The organism is Chachezhania antarctica (assembly GCF_003646465.1).
Classification (GTDB): Bacteria; Pseudomonadota; Alphaproteobacteria; order Rhodobacterales; family Rhodobacteraceae; genus Chachezhania; species Chachezhania antarctica.
Window position 1 is genome coordinate 273,354 of record NZ_QZEX01000005.1, and the last position, 20,714, is coordinate 294,067.

Consider the following 20,714-nt stretch of genomic DNA (forward strand, 5'->3'; position numbering starts at 1 on the left):
GGGCGTTAAAGACTTGTTCGTATTTCGTTCGCTTCGTTCTTAACGGCCCCCGAAGCCGGGGGGCCTGCCCCCGCCGCGCCTGTCGGCGCGACTCCCCCGAGGTATTTGGAGACCGGAGAAATCAGGCCCGTTTTGCGCTTCTTCTTTCTCTAAATACTCCGGGGGTGTCCGGGCCGCAGGCCCGGGCGGGGGCAGAGCCCCCTCTGCGCGGGATGGGGCTGGACAACGGACGTGCGTCGGGCAACCAATGCCGCCCATGGATCTGCATCAGAAATTCCCCGCCATCGATGACCTGCGTCGCCGTGCGCGTAAGCGAATCCCGCATTTCGTCTGGGAGTATCTGGACAGCGGCACCGGGACCGAGGCCACGACCGCGCGCAACCGCACCGCGCTGGACCGGGTGGGATTTCAGCCGTCGATCCTGCACGGACCGATCGAGCCCGGGCTCGGGACCCGTTTCCTGGGACGTGACTTCCCCGTGCCCTTCGGCATGGCGCCCATCGGCATGTCGGGGCTGATGTGGCCACGGGCCGAGATCCTGCTGGCCGAGGCGGCGAAGAAAGCGGGGATTCCCTACTCCATCTCTACCGTCGCCACCCGCACGCCCGAGGACATGGCGCCCCATATCGGGCCCGATGCGTGGTACCAGCTGTATCCGCCCAAGGACCCGGAGATCCGGCGCGACATGATCGACCGGATCAAGGCCGCGGGGTTTTCGGGCCTGATCCTGACCGTCGACGTGCCGGCGTCGTCGCGTCGCGAGCGGCAGGTGCGGTCGGGGTTGACCTCTCCGCCCGCGCTGACGGCGCGGCTCTGGACGCAGATCGTGCAGTGCCCCGCCTGGGCCATGGGCATGGCGCAGACCGAACGGCCGACGATGAAGACCATCGAGAAATATGTCGACAAACAGCTGGGCCTGCCGTCGACGGCGCATATCGGGTACATCCTGCGAACCTCGCCCGATATCGAATACGTGAAATGGCTGCGCGATGCGTGGGACGGACCCTTCATCATCAAGGGCGTCATGCGCGCCGACGATGCCGCGGCGCTCGAAGATGTCGGCGTCGACGCGCTGTGGGTGTCGAACCATGCCGGCCGGCAATTCGATGGCGCCATGGCCAGTATCGAGGCGCTGCCGAAGGTCCGCGAAGCGACCGCCCTGCCTCTGATCTTCGACAGCGGGATCGAAGGGGGCCTCGACATACTGCGCGCCATCGCGTTGGGGGCGGATTTCGTGATGCTGGGCCGGGCGTTCCATTTCGCGCTTGGCGCAATGGGGGAAGCCGGGCCTGCACATCTGATCGACCTGCTGAAGCTGGACATGGTGTCGAACATGGGCCAGCTGGGCGCGGCCACGCTGGGCGATCTGCCGACCCCGATCACCCTGTCATGAGCGACGGATAAACCGGAACGTGCTCGCGGTCCCGGTCGGGCGCCGCTCTTTCGCATGCGACAGAAATCCTGTCATTTGTCAGCCGGCAATTCCCGCGTAACCGGCTGATCAGATGTCGGTATCGGATCTTTTTGCACGTGCAGCACCGTGCTAACTGTTTCACAGTTCGGTTACACCGTGCCCCGCACGCGCACCGATCCCCTCTGCGGCCAGGAGACCCCCATGACCGAGTTCCGTAAAATCCTCATTGCCAACCGTGGCGAGATCGCCATCCGCATCATGCGCGCGGCCAACGAGATGGGAAAGACGACCGTCGCCGTCTATGCCGAGGAGGACAAGCTGGGCCTGCACCGGTTCAAGGCGGACGAGGCCTACCGGATCGGCGAAGGCATGGGGCCGGTCGCGGCGTACCTGTCGATTGACGAGATCATCCGCGTGGCCAAGCTTTCGGGCGCCGATGCGGTGCATCCGGGCTACGGCCTGCTGTCGGAAAATCCCGCGCTGGTCGAAGCCTGCGACCGGGCGGGCATCACCTTCATCGGCCCCAAGGCCGACACGATGCGCGCGCTTGGCGACAAGGCCTCGGCCCGTCGGGTGGCCATCGAGGCCGGCGTGCCCGTGATCCCGGCCACCGAAGTGCTGGGCGACGACATGGACGCGATCCGCAAGGAAGCGGAGGAGATCGGCTATCCCCTGATGCTCAAGGCCTCGTGGGGCGGCGGCGGGCGTGGGATGCGGCCGGTGCTGGCGTCGGCCGAGCTGGAGACCAAGGTTCTGGAAGGCCGGCGCGAGGCCGAGAACGCGTTCGGCAATGGCGAGGGCTATCTTGAGAAGATGATCACCCGCGCCCGGCACGTGGAGGTCCAGATCCTCGGCGACAAGCATGGCGGCATGTACCACCTGTTCGAACGGGATTGTTCCGTCCAGCGGCGCAACCAGAAGGTCGTCGAACGCGCCCCCGCGCCCTACCTGACGGAAGAGCAGCGCGCCGAGATATGCGAGCTGGGCTACCGCATCTGCAAGCACGTTAATTACGAATGCGCGGGCACGGTCGAGTTCCTGATGGATATGGAAACAAGCCAGTTCTACTTTATCGAAGTGAACCCCCGCGTGCAGGTGGAACATACGGTGACCGAGGAAGTGACCGGCATCGACATCGTCCGCGCCCAGATCCTGATCGCCGAAGGCAAGACCGTGGCCGAGGCCACCGGCAAGGACAGCCAGGACGATATCCGCCTGAACGGCCATGCACTGCAGACCCGGATCACGACAGAGGATCCGCAGAACAACTTCATCCCCGATTACGGCCGCCTGACGGCCTATCGTTCGGCCACCGGGATGGGCATTCGTCTGGACGGTGGCACGGCCTATGCGGGCGGCGTGATCACGCGCTATTACGACAGCCTGCTGACCAAGGTCACTGCCTGGGCCCCTGCGCCTGAAATGGCGATCAAGCGGATGGACCGTGCCTTGCGCGAGTTCCGGATCCGGGGTGTTTCCACCAACATCGCCTTCGTCGAGAACCTGCTGAAGCACCCGACGTTCCTCGATTACTCCTATACGACGAAATTCATCGACGACACGCCGGAGCTGTTCCAGTTCGCCTCGCGCCAGGACCGCGGCACCAAGGTTCTGACCTATATCGCCGACATCACGGTGAACGGGCACCCGGAGACGAAGGACCGCCCCCGCCCACCGGCCGAATCGAAGGAACCCCGCCCGCCTGCGCAAAAGGCCGAGCCGATGATGGGCACGCGCAACCTGCTGGAACAGAAGGGCCCGCAGGCAGTGGCCGACTGGATGGTGGCACAGCGCCAGTTGCTGATGACCGACACGACAATGCGCGACGGGCACCAGTCTCTGCTGGCCACGCGGATGCGCTCGCACGACATGGTGAAGGTGGCGCCGGCTTACGCCGCCAACCTGCCGCAACTCTTCAGCGTCGAATGCTGGGGCGGTGCAACCTTCGATGTCGCCTACCGCTTCCTGCATGAATGCCCGTGGCAACGCCTGCGCGATCTGCGCGAGCGGATGCCCAATGTCATGACGCAGATGCTGCTGCGCGGCTCGAACGGGGTGGGCTACACGAACTATCCCGACAACGTGGTGCAAAGCTTCGTGGCCCAGGCCGCCGAAACGGGCATCGACGTGTTCCGTGTCTTCGATCCGCTGAACTGGGTCGAAAACATGCGCGTATCGATGGATGCGGTGCTGGAATCGGGCAAGGTGCTGGAAGGCGCCATCTGCTATACCGGAGACATCCACGACCCCGACCGCGCCAAGTATGACCTGAAATACTATGTCGAGATGGGTAAGGCCCTGAAGGAGGCCGGGACCCACATCCTTGGCCTGAAGGACATGGGCGGGCTGGTGAAGCCGCGCGCCGCAAGTGCGCTGGTCAAGGCGCTGAAGGAAGAGGTCGGGCTGCCGATCCACTTCCATACGCATGACACGGCGGGCATCGCCTGCGCCTCGATCCTCGCCGCGGCCGAGGCCGGGGTGGATGCCGTCGACGGCGCGATGGATGCGCTTTCGGGCAATACCTCGCAGGCGACGATGGGCACGCTGGTCGAGGCGTTGAAGGGCACGGAGCGCGACACGGGACTGGATATCGCGGCGATCCGAGACATCTCGAACTACTGGGAGAGTGTCCGCAAGCAATACGCGGCCTTCGAATCCGATCTTCAAGCGCCCTCGTCCGAGGTCTACCTGCACGAGATGCCGGGCGGACAGTTCACCAACCTCAAGGCGCAGGCGCGGTCGATGGGGCTGGAAGAACGCTGGAGCGAGGTCGCCCGGACCTATGCCGACGTGAACCAGCTCTTCGGCGACGTGATCAAGGTGACGCCCATCGCCAAGACGGTGGGCGATCTGACGCTGCTGCTGGTCAGCCAGGGCCTCACGACCGAAGACCTGATGAAGCCCGAGACAGAGTTTTCGTTCCCCGACAGCGTGATCACGTTGATGAAGGGCTACGTGGGCCAGGCCCATGGCGGCTTCCCGCCCGAGGTGGTGAAGAAGGTGTTGAAGGACGAGAAACCGATCACCGTCCGCCCCGGCTCGCTGCTTGAACCCGCCGACATGGAGGCCGAGCGCACCAAGCTGGCCGAGACCTACGAGGTCGAGATCGATGACGAGGATCTGAACGGCTACATGATGTATCCCAAGGTCTTCACCGATTACCTTGAGCATCACGCCAAGTATGGCCCCGTCCGCACCCTGCCCACGCGCACCTTCTTCTACGGCATGGAGTCGGGCGAGGAGATCTCGGCCGAGATCGACCCGGGCAAGACGCTGGAAATCCGCCTGCAGGCGGTCAGCGAGACGGGCGAGGATGGCGAGGTGAAGCTGTTCTTCGAACTGAACGGCGTGCCGCGGATGATCCGGGTGGCGGATCGCAAGATCAAGTCGGAAACGGCCGCGCGGCCCAAGGCGGAACCGGGCAACGCGCTGCACGTGGGTGCGCCGATGCCGGGCGTGGTGGCGACGGTTGCCGTGAAGGCCGGGCAGAAGGTGAAGGACGGCGATCTTCTGGTGACCATCGAGGCGATGAAGATGGAGACGGGCATCCATGCCGAACGCGACGGGACGGTGAAGGCGGTGAACGTCCAGCCCGGCACCCAGCTGGATGCCAAGGACCTGATGGTGGAGTTCGAGGCAGACGCTTGATCACCTACTTCGCAATTCACTTATCGCTCGACGCAAGGTTCGCGCCCGACCCGAGGGTGGGCTGTAACGCCTGGACTGTCGTCAGGTGAGAGAACGCCCATCGAGGCACGTCGAACGGTGTATCAATTCGCGCCCGCCCTGGGGGGCGGGTCGGGCGCGAACCGGACCGCTACGCGCTCCGGTGCGACAAGATTCTAGTACAGGTTCATTCAATCAACGTTAAAGGGTCAGCAACCGCTCCCTTCACAGCTCCAGAATAGTGCTCCCCGTCGTGGCCCGTGCTTCCAGTGCCTTGTGCGCCTCTGCCACGTCCGCCAGCGGGAAGCGCTGGTCGATCCGGATTTTCACGTCGCCCGACGACACCTTGTCGAACAGCTCCTGCGCCATCTGCTGGCAGGTGGCGTGATCGGCGGTATGGGCGAACAATGTCGGCCGCGTGATCTTCAGCGATCCCCCGGCCGCCAGCCGTCCCAGATCGAACGGCGGCACCGCCCCCGAGGCATTGCCGAACGACATCATCATCCCGAAGGGTTGCAGGCATTCCAGCGAGCCGTCGAACGTGTCGCGGCCCACCGAATCCATGACCACCGGCACGCCCTTGCCATCGGTCAGGTCCTTCACACGCGCCACGAAATCTTCCGTCCGGTAGTTGATGCAGTCGCTCGCGCCATGTTCCAGCGCCAGCGCGCATTTCTCGTCCGATCCGGCCGTACCGATCAGCCGGATCCCTTCCGACCGCGCCCATTGGCAGGCGATCAGCCCCACGCCACCGGCAGCGGCGTGGAACAACACCGTATCCCCCGAAGCGATGGGCGCGGTCCGGCGGAACAGGTAGTTGACCGTCATCCCCTTCAGCATCATCGCCGCGGCGGTGTCGAAGCCGATATCGTCGGGCAACGGGCAGACCTGCGCCGCGGGCATCACCCGCGCCTCGGCGTAGGCACCCGGAGGCACCGCCGCATAAGCTGCCCGGTCCCCCGGTTTCAGATGGGTGACGCCCTCGCCCACCGCCTCGATCTCGCCCGCCGCTTCCATGCCAAGCGCGGCCGGCAGCGGCAGCGAGTAGAGGCCCGACCGCTGGTAGACGTCGATGAAGTTCAGCCCCACGGCCCGGTGCCGGATGCGCACCTCGCCCGGTCCCGGCTCGCCCACCTCCCGGTCGACCAGTTTCAGAACCTCAGGTCCGCCCTGCTCTTCGATGATAACCGTGCGTACCATGTTACTCTCCCGCGACCTTCAGAACGATCTTGCCGATATGGGCCGAGCTTTCCATCCGCGCATGGGCAGACGACGCTTCCTCCAGCGCGAATTCCTGGTCCATGATCGGCCGCACCTTGCCGGCCTCCAGCAGCGGCCAGACCTTTTCCCTCAGCGACGCGGCGATCCCGGCCTTGGCCAGCTCGCTCTGTGGCCGCAGGGTCGATCCGGTGATTGTCAGCCGCCGCATCATCACCTGCGCGAAGTTGAAATCGACCTGCGCCCCCTGCAGGAAGGCGATCATCACCAGCCGCCCGTCATCGGCCAGCGCCTCGACATCACGCTGCAGATAGGGCCCGCTGACCATGTCGAGGATCAGGTTCGCGCCGCCTTCAGCCTTCAGGATGTCGACGAAATCCTCCTCGCGGTAGTTGATCGCCCGCTCGGCGCCCAGATCGAGGCATGCCTGGCACTTGTCGGCAGATCCGGCGGTCGCGAAAACCCGCGCGCCGAATTCGCGCGCCAGCTGGATCGCCGTCGTCCCGATGCCCGACGATCCGCCGTGCACGAGAAACCGCTCGCCCGCTTTCAGGCCGCCGCGGTCGAAGACATTGGTCCAGACGGTAAAGAACGTCTCGGGCAGGCAGGCCGCCTCCTTCAGGCTCAACCCCTTGGGAACAGGCAGACAATGCGCCGCCGAGGTGACCACGTACTCGGCATACCCGCCACCGGGCAACAGCCCGCAGACCATGTCGCCTTCCGCGTATTCGGTCACCCCCGGCCCCACGGCCACGACCTCGCCCGACGCCTCCAGCCCCGGCAGGTCGCTCGCCCCTTTGGGCACGGGGTAGTTGCCCGACCGCTGGATCGCGTCGGGCCGGTTCACGCCCGCATAGGCGACCTTGATCAGCACCTGCCCGTGCCCCGGCTCGGGGATCTCCCGCGTGCCCGGTGTCAGAACCTCCGGTCCGCCGAATTCCCGGATCTCCACGACGCGCATCATCTGATCGCCCATACCCTGTTCCTCATCTGTCGAATGCAAGTGCCCAGACCCTAATCACAGCCCCACCCGGAACGCGAGCCGGTCCGGGGGTGCAGGGGGATCCTCCCCCTGCGCGGGGGGTGCGGGGGCGGCAGCCCCCCGCCCGGGCGACGCGCAAACGCGCAGCGCAAAACCTCGAACCTACTTCCGGAAGACGCGCCCGGGAAACAGGCTCTCGCCACCGACCGGCGCCTTGATCTGGCCAAGCAGCCGGTTCGGGACAGCAAGGAACGGCTTCAAGAACGGGTTCTCGTTCACCTTCGCCTTCACCGTCTCGAACTGCATCACGTTGTCGATCCGCCGGTCCAGGAAGGCCCAGGTCGCCTCGTGGCCCTCGCTATCATCGCCCAGCCAGAACAGCAGCGTCGACGAATAGACCCCCGAAAGCGTCGCCCGTTTCGTGTACCAGTTCACGTCGTCCGAGCTGTCGCCCAGGGCGGTCCAGATCCGGTCGCAGGTCCCCCAGACGGCCTTGGTCCCGTCGCCCGCATGCATCGGCAGCGCAAAAAGGGCCATGCCCCGCCGCACCAGGTCGCGGTCTTCCACCGCCTCCAGCCGGAACCGCACCGCCGTGGCGATCCGGTCACGGAAGCGCAGGGCCGTCAGGTCCGTCTCCTCCAGCCGGGCCAGCATGGCCCGGTCGCCGCGGTCGTGGTAGGCCAGCGCAAGATCCACGCCGCCGCGCGGGAACAGCGCGCGCCCCAGCGCCGGCGCCACGCCGGCCTCCGCGATGGCCGCGCGCAGGGTCGTGGTCGACCACCCGTCAAAGGGCACATGGTTCAGCGCCGCGTCCAGGATCCGGTCGCTGGCGGTCGACATTTCGTTTGACGTTTCGTTTGCAGTGCTCTCTTGGGCATCTGACATGGCAGGTCCTTTCAAATCGAGCTCTTCACTGGACAACGTAACCTTCCCCTGCTAAAAGGCCAACTCCTGCAAATTCCCTTGCAACTCGTTTCTAGAAAGGTGGTGACAACCACATGCAGGTCAGTGTTCGCGACAACAATGTCGACCAGGCGCTCCGCGCGCTCAAGAAGAAACTCCAGCGCGAAGGCGTGTTCCGCGAAATGAAGCTCAAGCAGCATTTCGAGAAACCGTCGGAAAAACGCGCCCGGGAAAAAGCCGAAGCGATCCGCCGTGCACGCAAGCTCGCGCGCAAGAAGGCACAACGCGAAGGTCTTCTCTGAGACCCCGAGCCGCGCATGCGCCGCACCGTGGCGCCTGGCAGGCTTGGCGATCCGTCGACAGTTGAACGACGATATCTGAAAACGACAGGAAACTCCCGCAGCACCGCTCGGGGGTTTTCGCTTTTTTGGGGGCTGCGCTTTCCGTCCTGGGCGGTGTTTCAGTCGCGCGCGGGCCGGAGGGTCGCCAGCGCCTCGGCCACGCCCATCCCGATCAGAGGATAGATCGCCCAGAACCCGCCGCTCCACGTGAACAGGTTGATCGCCACCACGCCTGCGGAGATCGCCGCATAACGCATCCGCCGCGCCCAGGTCGGATCGGGCGCATAGACCCCGGCCCCGGTGATGCCCAGCGTCATCAGCGCCGCGACAATCACCCAGTGCACGAACAGGCCGCCGCCCGTCACCACGTCCATCAACGCGAGTGCGACAAGGCCGATCCCGGTCAGCTGGGCACACCGGATGAACTTTGCCCGCCCCTCCGGCCCCGGCCCGAACGTGCGGCCGCCCTCCGGATCAGGCCGCAGCGCTTCGGGGCCTGCCACACCGACCGTCGGCCGCGCATCGGGGCGCGGCGCGTCTGCGGCCCCGGTCGCGATGCGGAACACCTCCACATCCTCGACAAAGTTCTTGGGCCGGTGACCGCCCAAAGACTCGAACGACACCGACAGTTTCGACCGCACCTGGTCGTACACCTGGCGCGAGATCAGGATCCCGCCCGGCTCGGCCATCTCCTGCAATCGCGCGGCAAGGTTGACGCCGTCGCCCAGCAGATCGTCGCCGTCGACCATCACGTCGCCCAGGTGAACGCCGATCCGGAAATCCAGCCGCTCGCCCGCGGACGGGGCCATTTCCCCCAGCTCGCGCTGCACATCCATGGCGCAGGACACAGACTCGACCACCGACGGGAACTCCGCGATCAGACCGTCGCCCGCCGTGTTGGCAATCCGCCCGCCGTGATGGTTGATCATCCTCTGGAACACCCCCCGCGCCTTGTGCAGCGCCGCGTAGGTGCCCGTCTCGTCTCGTCGCATGTGTGCCGAATACTGCGCGGCATCGGCGGCAAGGATCGTGGTCAGCTTGCGGCGGATAGGATCGGACGGTTCGGTCTGGGACATGGGTCGACTCCGAAGGGACGTGCAAGGGGAACACCCCGGTTCCGACCGTTTAACAGACCTTCGCCGGCCTCGCGACGGCCATCAATGCACCACGCCAATTGCCGCAACACGACCACGATCTTACCGGGATTTTAAGCGATGGCTGCGAACACTCCCCCGTCTGCAACGGAAGGAGCCATCGCGATGCGGAACCCGTCCTCCCCCTCCGGCGAACGCAACGAGGCGCATTTCCGGATCGAGGAGCTGTTTTTTTCCCGCACGGACGACCGCGGTGTCATCCGGTCCGGCAACAGCGTGTTCCAGCGAGTGTCGCATTATTCCTGGGACGACCTGATCGGCGCGCCCCACAAGCTGATCCGCCATCCCGACATGCCCAAAGCGGTGTTCTACCTGCTGTGGGAGACGATCAAGTCCGGCCGCCCCATCGGTGCCTACGTGAAGAACCGCGCCAAAACCGGGCAGTATTACTGGGTCTTCGCCATCGTCACGCCGATCGACGGCGGCTTCCTGTCGGTGCGCCTGAAACCGTCCTCCACGCTCTTTCCCGCGGTCGAAGGCGAATACCGCAAGCTGCGGCAGGCGGAACTGGCCGACGATCTGGCCGCCGACATCTCGGGCCCCGCCCTTCTGGCGCGGCTGGGGGACCTCGGCTGGCGCAACTACGCGGCCTTCCAGGCCCGCGCGGCAGTGGCCGAGACCTGCGCGCGTGACAAGGCGCTCCACGGCTCGGTCGGTGACGCCGGCTGCGCGATGGGCCGGATCCTGGAAATGTCGGCGGCAAACCTCGATGAGGCGAAATCGGTCCTGCGGCTCTGCGAAAAGCTGAAATACACAGCCATCAACCTGTCGATCCATTCCTCGAAGGACGCGGCGCACCGGCAGCTTTTCAACGTGATCTCGTCGAACTTCGCGCGGGTCTGCGACATGCTGAAAGCCCAGGTGGTCGATTTCATCGCCAGCGCCGAAGACGTGTCCGACCGGATCCACGAAGGTCTGTTCCTGCTGATCGTCGCCCGTATCCAGACGGAAATCGTCTCGCTCTTCCGCGACGAACATGTCGAGGACGGAACCGAACTCGACCAGACCCGCGAGGCCGAGTTGCTCACGGCCCAGAGCCACGACTATTCCGACCGCGCGCGCGACAGCCTGCACGACATGCAGGCCCGCGTCCGCGCCTTCCAGTGGCGCTGCGACGAGATGAAGGAACATGTCGGCGCCCTAGGCGTGACGGGCGATGTGGGCCTGATCGAAACCGCCCGGCTCGACCGCAGCGGGTCGGTCTCCTTCCAGCTGCTGGAAGAAACCGCCCGCGTGCAGGAGGCGATGGATGTCGCCCTGAAAGGCATCGTCGAACGCAACACCGCACTGGAACGTGCCATCGACGTGGCCAGCACCTACGACCGCCCCCGCCCTGTGCGCGCCGCGCCGCCGGGTCCGATCAAGCTGAAGAAAGCCGGCTAGGCGCCCGCCCCTGCCATCTCAGGCACGTCACGCCCAAACAATCGAAAAGGAAAAAGCGCGCGTCCCCTGTTCTTCTTTTTCCAAATACTCCGGGGGAGTCCGCGCCGCAGGCCCGGACGGGGACAGCGCCCCCTACCCCGTCGAAACCACGACAAACGCCGGGAGTCTGCCCAGTTGTCACCGGACCGGGAGCGGGATCAGTAGATCTTCGGCACGTACAGTTCGTCCGGCAGAACCTGGCGTTCGTAATTGGGCGAAAATTCGCGCTCGGGCAGGACCACTTTCTGGTGCGGCACTTCCTCGTAGGGGATCTTCGTCAGCAGGTGCTCGATGCAGTTCAGCCGCTCGCGCTTCTTGTCGTTTCCCTCGACGATGAACCACGGCGCCTCGGGGATGTTGGTGCGTTCGAACATCGCCTCCTTGGCCTTGGTGTACTGCTCCCACCTTATGCGGGATTGCAGGTCCATCGGCGACAGCTTCCACTGCTTCATCGGATCGTGGATTCGCATCAGGAAGCGCAGCTGCTGTTCCTCGTCGGTGATCGAGAACCAGTATTTCAGCAGGATGATTCCCGACCGCACCAGCATCCGTTCGAATTCCGGAACGTCCTGGAAGAACTGTTCGACCTGCTCGGGCGTGGCAAAGCCCATCACGCGTTCAACGCCGGCCCGGTTGTACCAGGACCGGTCGAAGAACACGATCTCGCCGCCTGCCGGCAGGTGCGGGACATAACGCTGGAAGTACCACTGGCTCTGCTCGCGCGGGGTGGGGGCCGACAGGGCCACCACACGCGCGACACGCGGGTTCAGGCGCTGGGTGATCCGCTTGATCACGCCGCCCTTGCCCGCCGAATCGCGGCCCTCGAACAGGATGCAGACCTTGGCACCCGAGTGCTGGACCCAGTCCTGCACCTTGATCAGTTCCGATTGCAGCCGCAGCAGGTTGCGGAAATAGGTCCGGCGATCCAGCTGCTCGGGATGCTGCTCGTTGTAGATCTTGCGGATCTCCTGGGAGAGCATCGGTTCCGCGAACTCGATCTCCAGGTCCTCGTCGAACGTGTCCTGCAGTTCGGCCTCAAGCCAGTCCATCGGCCCGTCGTCATCTGCATCCGACATCGTCACATCCTTTCAGAAACCAGTGGGCTTGCGGTAGCGAGCGCTTGTAACACTATGGTGTCAGACCACTTATACTGTCTCAACCTGCGTCAGCCAGTATCATGTCTGCCGCCTTTTCCGCCATCATGATCGTCGGCGCATTGGTGTTGCCGCTGGTGATCCTGGGCATGGCGCTGGCATCGACGACACGCAGACCGTCCACACCGCGCAACCGCATCTGCGGATCCAGCGGCGCGTCCGCGCCTCCCATCGCGACGGTTGCGACGGGGTGGAAGATCGTCGTCCCGATATCGCCCGCCGCGCGCGCCAGATCCTCGGGCCCGTCGCTGTCGATCCCCGGCTTCATTTCCTGCGGGGCATAGCGCGCCATCGGCCCCTGCCCCATGATCGCGCGCGCCTGCCGGATCGCCGCGATCGCGACCTGTCGGTCGCCTTCGGTGTCCAGGTAATTGGGCGCGATCACCGGCGCGTCATGGGGATCGGCCGACCCGATCCGCACCGTCCCGCGGCTTTCGGGCCTCAGGTTGCAGACGCTGGCCGTGATCGCCGGATAGGCGTGCAATGGTTGGCCGAACGCCTCCAGCGACAGGGGCTGGACGTGATATTCAAGATCCGGCGTCTCCAGATCCGGGCGCGAGCGCGAGAACGCCCCCAGCTGGCTGGGCGCCATCGACATCGGGCCCGTCCGGAACAGTGCGTACTCCATCCCGATCCGTGCCTTGCCCATCAGCGAACCGGCCAGCGTGTTCAGCGTTTTCGCTCCGGTCAGCCGCCACGCGCAGCGCAGTTGCAGATGGTCCTGCAGGTTGGCGCCGATCCCCGGCACCTCGTGCCGGACATCGATGCCCCGCCCTGCCAGCACATCCCCCGGCCCGATCCCCGAAAGCTGCAGGATCTGCGGCGAGCCTATAGCCCCGGCCGAAAGGATCACCTCGGCCTTCGCCCGCGCCTCGCGACGCTCTCCGCCGCGGCCGCCCTTATCGTAAGCCACGCCCACGACACGGCCGCCATCGAAGATCAGCCCGGTGGTATGCGCCTCCGTCTCGACCTTCAGTCGCGCGGCCCTGGACGTCCGCAGGAAGGCCTTGGCCGTGTTGACCCGCCAGCCGCTGCGCTGGTTCACGCGGAAATAGCCCACGCCTTCATTGTTGCCGCGGTTGAAATCCTCGACCCTCGGCAGGCCCCAGGCTTCGGCCGCGGCGGCCCAGTCGTCCAGCACATCCCAGTGGAGCCGCTGCTTTTCCACCCGCCATTCCCCGCCCTGCGCGTGATGGTCCGACGGGCCTTCGGCGTAATCCTCGGACTTCAGGAAATAGGGCAGCACGTCATCCCAACCCCAGCCCGGCAGACCCATCTGCCGCCAGCCATCGTAGTCTGCCGCCTGTCCCCGCAGGTAGAGCATCCCGTTGATCGACGAACACCCACCCAGCCCCTTGCCGCGCGGATAGATGAGCGACCGTCCGTTCAGGCCCGGTTCCTCCGCCGTGCGGAACATCCAGTCGGTGCGCGGATTGCCGATGCAATAGAGATACCCCATCGGGATATGCACCCAGTGGTAGGTGTCGCGCCCGCCCGCTTCCAGCAGCAGCACGGCATGGTCCGCCTCGGCCAGCCGCTTGGCCAGCACGCAGCCGGCGCTGCCGGCGCCCACGATGATATAGTCCCAGTCCCCTGTCATGGCCCGATCATAGGGGCAGCGCGGTTGTTTCCAAGACCGTCTTCAGCGCGAAGCTCGACTGCATCTGCGCCACCCCCGGGAGGCGGGCCAGACGTTCGCGGTGGATGCGGGCGAAATCCTCGGTATCGGCGGCCACGACCTTCAGGATGTAATCCGCCGTGCCCGCCATCAGGTGGCATTCCAGCACGTCCGGGATCAGCACCACCGCCTTTTCGAACGCCTCCATCACTGCCTCGGCCTGAGCCTGCAGCGTGATCTCGACATAGACCGTGGTTGTCAGCCCCAGCCGCCGCGGCTCCAGCCGGGCGACGTAGTTGCGGATGACGCCAGCCGCCTCCAGCCGCTGCACCCGCCGGTGACAAGCCGAGGCCGACAGGTGCACTCGTTCGGCCAGGTCCGCGTTCGACACACGACCGTCCCGCTGAAGATGGTCCAGGATACGCATGTCCGTTGCATCACAGTCCATTGATCGAAGATTCTCCCGAAATTGACCCACCTCGCGCAAGACTATCCCGAAATACCGGATCGGGGCGAGCCCGATTTGATCGGAAATTGCACGGCAAATGCGCTAGGTTCCCGGAAAATCAAAGGAGGATCCCGCCATGAAGATCGGTTGCCCGAAGGAAATCAAACCGCAGGAATTCCGAGTCGGCCTGACACCCAACGCCGCGCGCGAGGCCATCGCCCACGGGCACGAGGTGCTGGTCGAAACCGGCGCCGGCGCGGGCTCGGGCTTTGACGACGCGGCCTATGTCGATGCCGGGGTCACTATCCTTGCCACGGCGGACGAAGTTTTCGCCCAGGCCGACCTGATCGTGAAGGTCAAGGAACCGCAGGCGGCCGAGCGCAAGAAACTGCGCGACGGCCAGGTGCTGTTCACCTATCTCCACCTCGCCCCCGATCCGGACCAGACAAAGGACCTGATGGACAGCGGCTGCACCGCCATCGCCTATGAAACCGTGACCGACGCGACCGGCGGCCTGCCCTTGCTGGCCCCGATGTCCGAGGTCGCGGGCCGTCTGGCCCCGCAAGTGGGCGCCTGGACACTGCAGAAGGCCAATGGCGGCCGCGGCGTGCTGATGGGCGGCGTGCCCGGTGTTGGCCCGGCGCGGGTCGTCGTGATCGGCGGCGGTGTCGTGGGCACCCATGCGGCGCGCATCGCGGCCGGAATGGGCGCGGACGTGACGGTGCTGGACCGCTCCCTGTCCCGGCTGAAATACCTCGACGATGTCTTCGGGCGCACGTTCAAGAACCAGTTCTCCACCCCCGGCGCCACGGCCGAGTTGGTGGAGCAGGCCGACCTCGTCATCGGCGCGGTCCTGATCCCGGGCGCCGCAGCGCCCAAGCTGATCTCGCGCGCGCAGCTCTCCAAGATGAAGCCCGGCGCGGCGCTTGTCGACGTGGCCATCGACCAGGGCGGCTGTTTCGAGACGTCCCACGCCACCACCCATGCCGATCCGATCTACGAGGTCGACGGCATCATGCACTATTGCGTCGCCAACATGCCGGGCGCTGTCGCGCGCACCTCGACCATCGCGCTGACGAACGCGACGCTGCCCTTCCTGCTGTCGCTCGCCGACAAGGGCTGGCGCGAGGCGCTGACGGAAGATCCGCACCTGCTGAACGGTCTCAACGTGCATGCCGGCCGGCTGACGAACTACGCCGTCGGCAAGGCGCTGGGGATCGACGTGTTGTCTCCCACGCTGGCCCTGAAGGCCTGACGCCACCGGAAGAGGCCCCCCACTTCTTTGGTCTTCAAATACCTCGGGGGGACGGGGGCAGAGCCCCCAAACGCTCCGCTCCAAACGCAAACCGCCGGCGATGCAAGGCATCACCGGCGGCCGCGAAGGAGTACGAAGGTTCGTTCCCTTGTCCAGGGTGTGCCGGACCAGGTGTGACCCCTACACCGGTCCGGCACGTCTTCGGAGGATCGTTCAGGAGAAAGAACCCTCCCAAGTCTGGACACCCTCATCATGCCAAACAATTGGTTACGAAGAGGTTAACCAAACCGGGAAAATTGTCCCGATCAGCCCTGGGCGTCGATGACCGCGCATATATGACGGACGGCGGCAACGTAGCCTTGCGTGCCGAAGCCCATCACGATCCCGTCCGCGCGGCTCGACACATAGGAATGATGCCGGAACGGTTCGCGCTTGTGGACCTGCGAGATATGGACCTCGATCACCGGGCCGTCGAAGGCCATCAGCGCATCGAGTATCGCGACCGAGGTATGCGAATAGGCGGCCGGGTTGATCACGATCCCAGCCGCTTTCTCGCGCGCCTCGTGGATCAGATCCACCAATGCTCCCTCGTGGTTCGATTGCTCGAACCGCACCTCGAAACCCTCGCCGCAGGCCGCCTCGCAAAGCGTGCGGACATCGTCCAGCGTCTCGGCGCCGTAGATCAGCGGCTGGCGCTGGCCCAGCAGGTTCAGGTTCGGGCCGTTCAGAACGTAGATCGTCTTGGTCATGGCCCTACCCTCTCAACGTCCCGCCCGACGCCTTCGTCACCTTGTCGACGATCTTCTGCGACACGGCGTCGATCTCGGCCTCGGTCAACGTCTTCTCGGTCGGCTGCATCCGCACGGCGAGCGCGAGCGACTTCCGCCCCTCGCCCAGCGAGCCACCAACGAACTCATCGAAGACCCGCACCGTTTCGATCAGCGCCTTGTCGGCACCCTGGGCTGCATTGACCAGCACCTGCGCCTCGACATCCGTATCGACGACGAAGGCGAAATCGCGCTCCACCGCCTGCAGGTCATGCAGGTGCAGCGCCGTCCGGGTCGCGCCCGATTTCCGCGGCATCGGCACTTCGTCGGGCCAGATGGTGAAGGCCATCGCCGGGCCCTTCACGTCCATCGCGTCCAGCACCTTGGGATGGAGTTCGCCGAAGACGCCCAGCATCTTCTTCGGGCCAAGGCAGATCCGACCGTGCCGTCCGGGATGCCACCAGCTTTGCGCACCGCGCAGGATCTGCACCTTCTCAGGCGCGCCGAGCGCCGCGAGGACCGCCTCGACATCCGCTTTCACGTCGAACACGTCGACAGGCCGTGATCCTCCATGGACGTCGCGCGGGCTGCTCCGACCGACCAGAAGGCCCGAGATCAGCATGTGTTCCTCGGTCGGTTCCCCGCCATGGAAGGCGGGCCCCAGTTCGAACAGCGCCAGATCCATGAAGCCACGCGCCTGGTTGCGCGCGGCGGCCTGCAAGAGGCCCGGCAGCAGCGCGGGGCGCATGTGCGACATCTCGGACGAGATCGGGTTTTCCAGCATCGTCGCGTCATCGCCGCCGCCGAACAGCTGAGCCGACGCCTTGTCGATGAAGGAATAGGTGACGCATTCATTGTACCCCAGCGCCGCCGTCATCCGCCGCGCCGCGCCATAGCGCTTCTGCGCCGGGGTCAGCACCGGGGCCGGCACGCCGGGCACGCGCTCCAGCGGTTTGCCTTCCAGCTTGGTCAGCGATGCGACGCGCGCCACTTCCTCGACCAGGTCGGCCTCGCCCTGCACGTCGGGGCGCCAGCTGGGCACATGGGCCATGTCGCCTTCCAGCCGGAAGCCAAGGGCCTCCAGCGTGGCGCGTTGCTGGGCCTCGGGGATCTCCATGCCCACAAGGCTCTGCACCCGCGCCGGGTCCAGCTTGTATGCCCGGGCTTGATCGGGCACGTCGCCGGCCACGACCATCTCCGATGGCTCACCGCCGCACAGGTCCAGGATCATCTTCGTCGCCGCGTCGACACCCGGTATGCACGAGGCCGGATCGACCCCGCGTTCGAACCGGTAGCGCGCATCGGAATGGATCTTCAGCGCCCGGCCAGTGAGCGCGATCTGTACCGGATCCCACCAGGCGCTTTCGACGAAGACGGTGGTGGTCTCTTCGCTCACGCCCGACGGCTCGCCGCCCATGATCCCGCCGATGCTCTCGACCGTGTTGTCGTCGGAAATGACCATCTGGCCGGGCTGGAACGTGTAGGTCCGCTCGTCCAGCGCTTCCAGCGTCTCGCCGCCCTTGGCGCGGTGAACGCGCAGATCTCCCGACATCTTGTCCACGTCGAAGACGTGCAGCGGGCGGTTCAGGTCGTAGGTGAAGAAGTTCGTGATATCGACCAGCGCCGAGATCGGACGCAGGCCAATCGCCTTCAGCCGCGCCTGCAGCCAGGCCGGGCTGGGCGCGTTCTTCACGCCGCGGATCACGCGACCGGCGAAGATCGGACAGCCGTCGCGGGTGTCCTCGTCGATGGAGACGTCGACGGGCGACGGGAATGTGCCGTCAACAGGCGCAATCAGCGGCGTCTTCAGCGTCCCCAGCCCGCGCGACGCCAGATCGCGCGCGATCCCGGCCACGCCGAGCGCATCGGGCCGGTTGGGCGTGATCGCGATCTCGATCACCGGATCCACCTTGGCCGGATCGTTCTGCGCCAGCCAGTCGGTGAAGCTCTGCCCCACCTCGCCCGACGGCAGCTCGATGATGCCGTCATGTTCCTCCGAAAGCTCCATCTCGCGTTCGGAACACATCATGCCGTAACTCTCGACGCCGCGGATCTTGCCCACGCTGATGGTGATATCGAGCCCCGGGATGTAAGTCCCCGGCTTGGCGACGACGACGGTGATGCCTTCCCGCGCATTGGGCGCGCCGCAGATGATCTGCAGGTCGCCCTCGTCCGTGGCCACCTGGCAGACACGCAGGCGGTCGGCATCCGGGTGCGTTTCGGCCTTCACGACCTTGCCGATGGTAAAGGCCGACAGACGGTCGGCCGGGTTCGAGATCTCCTCGACCTCCAGCCCCAGATCGGTCAGCACCTCGGCGATCTCGTCCACCGACGCGTCGGTGTCGAGATGTTCCTTCAGCCAGGACAGGGTGAATTTCATCGCATCGCGCCCTTCTTTGCCTCGCGCAGACGGGCGCGAGCGTTTGGGCCGTGCAATGGCAAAGAACGCCCATGGATGCAAGCGCAGGCGGTGCGCGGCGTGGCAGGCGGCGACAATGGGGGCGCTGCCCCCGCCCTCCCGTGCCGGGAGGACTCCCCCGGAGTATTTCCGGAAAGAAGAGAAGAAGGAGAGGCTTTTTTTCTCTTTTCCCAAGTACTCCCGCCAGAGGCGGCTCTAGCCCCGCGGCGCGTGACGCGGTCCACTACTTCTCGCTCACCGTATTGGGCACGCCTTCGACACCGGCAAAGACGGCCAGGATCCGGACAGGCACGGCGCCCGTGTTGGTGCCGTTGTGACGGGTCTTGAAGGCCTCGACGATACTGTCACCGGTTTTGTAGACGCGCGGGCCATCCGGGCCATAGTCGACGGTGATCTCGCCCTGCAGGATATGTGCGAACAGAGGCGCGTCGTGGACATGCCAGCCGGTGCTCTCCCCCGGGGCCATGGTCACGATGGCGGCCGTGATCTGAGCCGTGCCGGACGGGTATTCGAAGGGCTGTCCGATCACTGTCTTGTCGGTCTGGAGCAGCATCTCCAGCGGCGGGTACTCGCTGTCCGCGACCGCCGCGTCAGCCGCGGCAAGGCACAGGGCCACGATGGCGGCGCGTTTCAAATGGACCATCCGATTCCTCCTCCACGGCGCGGCATCGCGCAGTATCGACAATTGCCGCCCCTGATTGCCCTTACGGCACCCTCTTGGCAACGAAGTTTCGCGACAAGGTTCCAGAACAGTCGGCGCGATACACGGGGGCCACCGACCCGGCGCCCGGCTTCTTTGGTCCACAAATACCTTGGGGGAGACCGGCCCGGCAGGGCCGGTCGGGGGGAAAGCCCCCCGTCAAACCTACCGCGACAGACCGGCGCGCAAGGTCGGCACATCCAGCGCCGAGAAGCCGTAGTGCCGCAGCCAGCGCAGGTCGCTGTCGAAGAACGCGCGCAGGTCGGGGATGCCGTATTTCAGCATCGCGATCCGGTCGATCCCCATGCCGAAGGCAAAGCCCTGGTACTTCTCGGGATCCACGCCGCCCGCCTTCAGCACCTTGGGGTGCACCATGCCCGAGCCCAGCACTTCCATCCAGTCGTCGCCCTCGCCGATGCGCAGCTGACCGTCGACCCACGAACACTGGATGTCGACCTCGGCCGAGGGTTCGGTGAACGGGAAATGCGAGGCGCGGAAGCGGGTCTTGATGCCGTCGATCTCGAAGAAGGCTGAAAAGAACTCCTCCAGCACCCATTTCAGGTTCGCCATCGAGATATCCGTGTCGATGGCCAGCCCTTCGATCTGGTGGAACATCGGCGTGTGGGTCTGGTCGTAATCCGCACGATAGACGCCGCCCGGGCAAATGATGCGCAGCGGCGCGCCCTTGGCCTCCATCGTCCGGATCTGCACGGGCGAGGTATGGGTTCGCAGCACGTGGGGCGGGCGATTGTCGCCTTCGGCGCGGTGCATGTAGAACGTGTCCATCTCGGCCCGGGCCGGATGGTGTGCCGGGATGTTCAGCGCGTCGAAATTGTACCAGTCGGTGTCGATGCGCGGCCCTTCGGCCACGGCAAAGCCCATCTCGGCAAAGATCGCGGTCACTTCTTCCGTGACCTGAGCGATCGGATGCAGCGTGCCCTGCCGCCCCGGCCGCGACGGCAGCGAGACATCGAGCCATTCGGTGCGCAGACGCTCTTCCAGCGCGGCATCGCCCAGCGCGGCCTTGCGCGCGGCCAGCGCCGAGTTGATTTCGTCCTTCAGAGCGTTCAGCTTCGGGCCGGCGGTCTGGCGTTCCTCGGGCGTCATCTTGCCCAGTTCGCGCATCTTAAGGGACACTTCGCCCTTCTTGCCCACCGCGGCCAGGCGGATCGCTTCCAGCGCGCTTTCGTCCGCGGCCTCGGCGATCTCGGCCAGGTACTTGTTTTTCAGATCGTCCATGATGCGTCGTCCAT

General features: G+C 65.5%; 16 protein-coding genes. 5 read left to right on the forward strand and 11 right to left on the reverse strand.

What is annotated here, in order from left to right; all coding sequences use genetic code 11:
• Positions 1 to 256 precede the first annotated feature (256 nt).
• Positions 257 to 1,393 (forward strand): alpha-hydroxy acid oxidase, encoded by a 1,137-nt coding sequence (locus D4754_RS12210; protein WP_205589628.1) that lies wholly within the window; start codon positions 257 to 259, stop codon positions 1,391 to 1,393.
• Positions 1,394 to 1,615: 222 nt separating this feature from the next.
• The gene (pyc, locus tag D4754_RS12215) at positions 1,616 to 5,062 is read left to right on the forward strand and encodes a pyruvate carboxylase (RefSeq protein WP_121063893.1); all 3,447 of its coding nucleotides are present in this window, start codon (positions 1,616 to 1,618) and stop codon (positions 5,060 to 5,062) included.
• A 243-nt stretch (positions 5,063 to 5,305) separates the two neighbouring features.
• Here the strand turns inward: pyc and D4754_RS12220 are convergent, their stop codons facing one another.
• The 3 genes from D4754_RS12220 to D4754_RS12230 form a co-directional block, all read right to left on the reverse strand.
• Positions 5,306 to 6,280 (reverse strand): quinone oxidoreductase family protein, encoded by a 975-nt coding sequence (locus D4754_RS12220; RefSeq protein ID WP_121063895.1) that lies wholly within the window; start codon positions 6,278 to 6,280, stop codon positions 5,306 to 5,308.
• 1 nt (position 6,281) lies between these two features.
• Positions 6,282 to 7,274: an NAD(P)H-quinone oxidoreductase gene (locus D4754_RS12225; protein WP_121063897.1), complete on the reverse strand. Its 993-nt coding sequence runs from the start codon at positions 7,272 to 7,274 to the stop codon at positions 6,282 to 6,284.
• Positions 7,275 to 7,442: 168 nt separating this feature from the next.
• Positions 7,443 to 8,120: a COQ9 family protein gene (locus tag D4754_RS12230; protein WP_121064109.1), complete on the reverse strand. Its 678-nt coding sequence runs from the start codon at positions 8,118 to 8,120 to the stop codon at positions 7,443 to 7,445.
• Positions 8,121 to 8,278: 158 nt separating this feature from the next.
• Here D4754_RS12230 and rpsU point away from each other — a divergent pair, with 158 nt between their 5' ends.
• Entirely contained in the window at positions 8,279 to 8,485 is a 207-nt protein-coding gene (gene rpsU, locus D4754_RS12235) for a 30S ribosomal protein S21 (protein ID WP_111732124.1), read from the forward strand.
• Positions 8,486 to 8,643: 158 nt separating this feature from the next.
• Here the strand turns inward: rpsU and D4754_RS12240 are convergent, their stop codons facing one another.
• Positions 8,644 to 9,600 carry an adenylate/guanylate cyclase domain-containing protein gene (locus tag D4754_RS12240; protein WP_121063899.1) on the reverse strand — a complete coding sequence of 319 codons (957 nt, stop codon included), beginning with the start codon at positions 9,598 to 9,600 and terminating at the stop codon, positions 8,644 to 8,646.
• A 138-nt stretch (positions 9,601 to 9,738) separates the two neighbouring features.
• On the opposite strand from D4754_RS12240, the gene D4754_RS12245 reads away from it, so the two are divergent.
• Complete coding sequence (locus D4754_RS12245) at positions 9,739 to 11,061, forward strand: PAS domain-containing protein (protein WP_240453864.1); 1,323 nt, start codon at positions 9,739 to 9,741, stop codon at positions 11,059 to 11,061.
• A 197-nt stretch (positions 11,062 to 11,258) separates the two neighbouring features.
• Here the strand turns inward: D4754_RS12245 and ppk2 are convergent, their stop codons facing one another.
• The 3 genes from ppk2 to D4754_RS12260 form a co-directional block, all read right to left on the reverse strand.
• Entirely contained in the window at positions 11,259 to 12,176 is a 918-nt protein-coding gene (gene ppk2, locus D4754_RS12250) for a polyphosphate kinase 2 (RefSeq protein ID WP_121063903.1), read from the reverse strand.
• Positions 12,177 to 12,255: 79 nt separating this feature from the next.
• Positions 12,256 to 13,854: a GMC family oxidoreductase gene (locus D4754_RS12255; protein ID WP_121063904.1), complete on the reverse strand. Its 1,599-nt coding sequence runs from the start codon at positions 13,852 to 13,854 to the stop codon at positions 12,256 to 12,258.
• Positions 13,855 to 13,861: 7 nt separating this feature from the next.
• Positions 13,862 to 14,320 carry an Lrp/AsnC family transcriptional regulator gene (locus tag D4754_RS12260; protein WP_121063906.1) on the reverse strand — a complete coding sequence of 153 codons (459 nt, stop codon included), beginning with the start codon at positions 14,318 to 14,320 and terminating at the stop codon, positions 13,862 to 13,864.
• Positions 14,321 to 14,456: 136 nt separating this feature from the next.
• On the opposite strand from D4754_RS12260, the gene ald reads away from it, so the two are divergent.
• Positions 14,457 to 15,575: an alanine dehydrogenase gene (gene ald, locus D4754_RS12265; protein ID WP_121063908.1), complete on the forward strand. Its 1,119-nt coding sequence runs from the start codon at positions 14,457 to 14,459 to the stop codon at positions 15,573 to 15,575.
• Positions 15,576 to 15,880: 305 nt separating this feature from the next.
• On the opposite strand, the gene aroQ is transcribed toward ald, so the two are convergent.
• From aroQ to pheS, 4 genes are all read right to left on the reverse strand, one after another.
• Positions 15,881 to 16,324 carry a type II 3-dehydroquinate dehydratase gene (gene aroQ / locus D4754_RS12270; protein ID WP_121063910.1) on the reverse strand — a complete coding sequence of 148 codons (444 nt, stop codon included), beginning with the start codon at positions 16,322 to 16,324 and terminating at the stop codon, positions 15,881 to 15,883.
• Positions 16,325 to 16,328: 4 nt separating this feature from the next.
• Positions 16,329 to 18,722, reverse strand: a complete 2,394-nt coding sequence (pheT, locus tag D4754_RS12275; protein ID WP_121063912.1) for a phenylalanine--tRNA ligase subunit beta — start codon at positions 18,720 to 18,722, stop codon at positions 16,329 to 16,331.
• 262 nt (positions 18,723 to 18,984) lie between these two features.
• On the reverse strand, positions 18,985 to 19,404 hold the full coding sequence (locus tag D4754_RS12280) for a cupin domain-containing protein (RefSeq protein WP_121063914.1): 420 nt from the start codon (positions 19,402 to 19,404) through the stop codon (positions 18,985 to 18,987).
• A 222-nt stretch (positions 19,405 to 19,626) separates the two neighbouring features.
• The gene (pheS, locus tag D4754_RS12285) at positions 19,627 to 20,700 is read right to left on the reverse strand and encodes a phenylalanine--tRNA ligase subunit alpha (RefSeq protein WP_121063916.1); all 1,074 of its coding nucleotides are present in this window, start codon (positions 20,698 to 20,700) and stop codon (positions 19,627 to 19,629) included.
• Between the last annotated feature and the right edge of the window lie 14 nt (positions 20,701 to 20,714).

Bases quoted from the DNA above. Each gene is read 5' to 3' on its own strand.
- D4754_RS12210 (WP_205589628.1), top strand. From the start codon at position 257: ATGGATCTGCATCAGAAATTCCCCGCCATCGATGACCTGCGTCGCCGT.
- pyc (WP_121063893.1), top strand. From the start codon at position 1,616: ATGACCGAGTTCCGTAAAATCCTCATTGCCAACCGTGGCGAGATCGCC.
- D4754_RS12220 (WP_121063895.1), bottom strand. From the start codon at position 6,280: ATGGTACGCACGGTTATCATCGAAGAGCAGGGCGGACCTGAGGTTCTG.
- D4754_RS12225 (WP_121063897.1), bottom strand. From the start codon at position 7,274: ATGGGCGATCAGATGATGCGCGTCGTGGAGATCCGGGAATTCGGCGGA.
- D4754_RS12230 (WP_121064109.1), bottom strand. From the start codon at position 8,120: ATGTCGACCGCCAGCGACCGGATCCTGGACGCGGCGCTGAACCATGTG.
- rpsU (WP_111732124.1), top strand. From the start codon at position 8,279: ATGCAGGTCAGTGTTCGCGACAACAATGTCGACCAGGCGCTCCGCGCG.
- D4754_RS12240 (WP_121063899.1), bottom strand. From the start codon at position 9,600: ATGTCCCAGACCGAACCGTCCGATCCTATCCGCCGCAAGCTGACCACG.
- D4754_RS12245 (WP_240453864.1), top strand. From the start codon at position 9,739: ATGGCTGCGAACACTCCCCCGTCTGCAACGGAAGGAGCCATCGCGATG.
- ppk2 (WP_121063903.1), bottom strand. From the start codon at position 12,176: ATGTCGGATGCAGATGACGACGGGCCGATGGACTGGCTTGAGGCCGAA.
- D4754_RS12255 (WP_121063904.1), bottom strand. From the start codon at position 13,854: ATGACAGGGGACTGGGACTATATCATCGTGGGCGCCGGCAGCGCCGGC.
- D4754_RS12260 (WP_121063906.1), bottom strand. From the start codon at position 14,320: ATGGACTGTGATGCAACGGACATGCGTATCCTGGACCATCTTCAGCGG.
- ald (WP_121063908.1), top strand. From the start codon at position 14,457: ATGAAGATCGGTTGCCCGAAGGAAATCAAACCGCAGGAATTCCGAGTC.
- aroQ (WP_121063910.1), bottom strand. From the start codon at position 16,324: ATGACCAAGACGATCTACGTTCTGAACGGCCCGAACCTGAACCTGCTG.
- pheT (WP_121063912.1), bottom strand. From the start codon at position 18,722: ATGAAATTCACCCTGTCCTGGCTGAAGGAACATCTCGACACCGACGCG.
- D4754_RS12280 (WP_121063914.1), bottom strand. From the start codon at position 19,404: ATGGTCCATTTGAAACGCGCCGCCATCGTGGCCCTGTGCCTTGCCGCG.
- pheS (WP_121063916.1), bottom strand. From the start codon at position 20,700: ATGGACGATCTGAAAAACAAGTACCTGGCCGAGATCGCCGAGGCCGCG.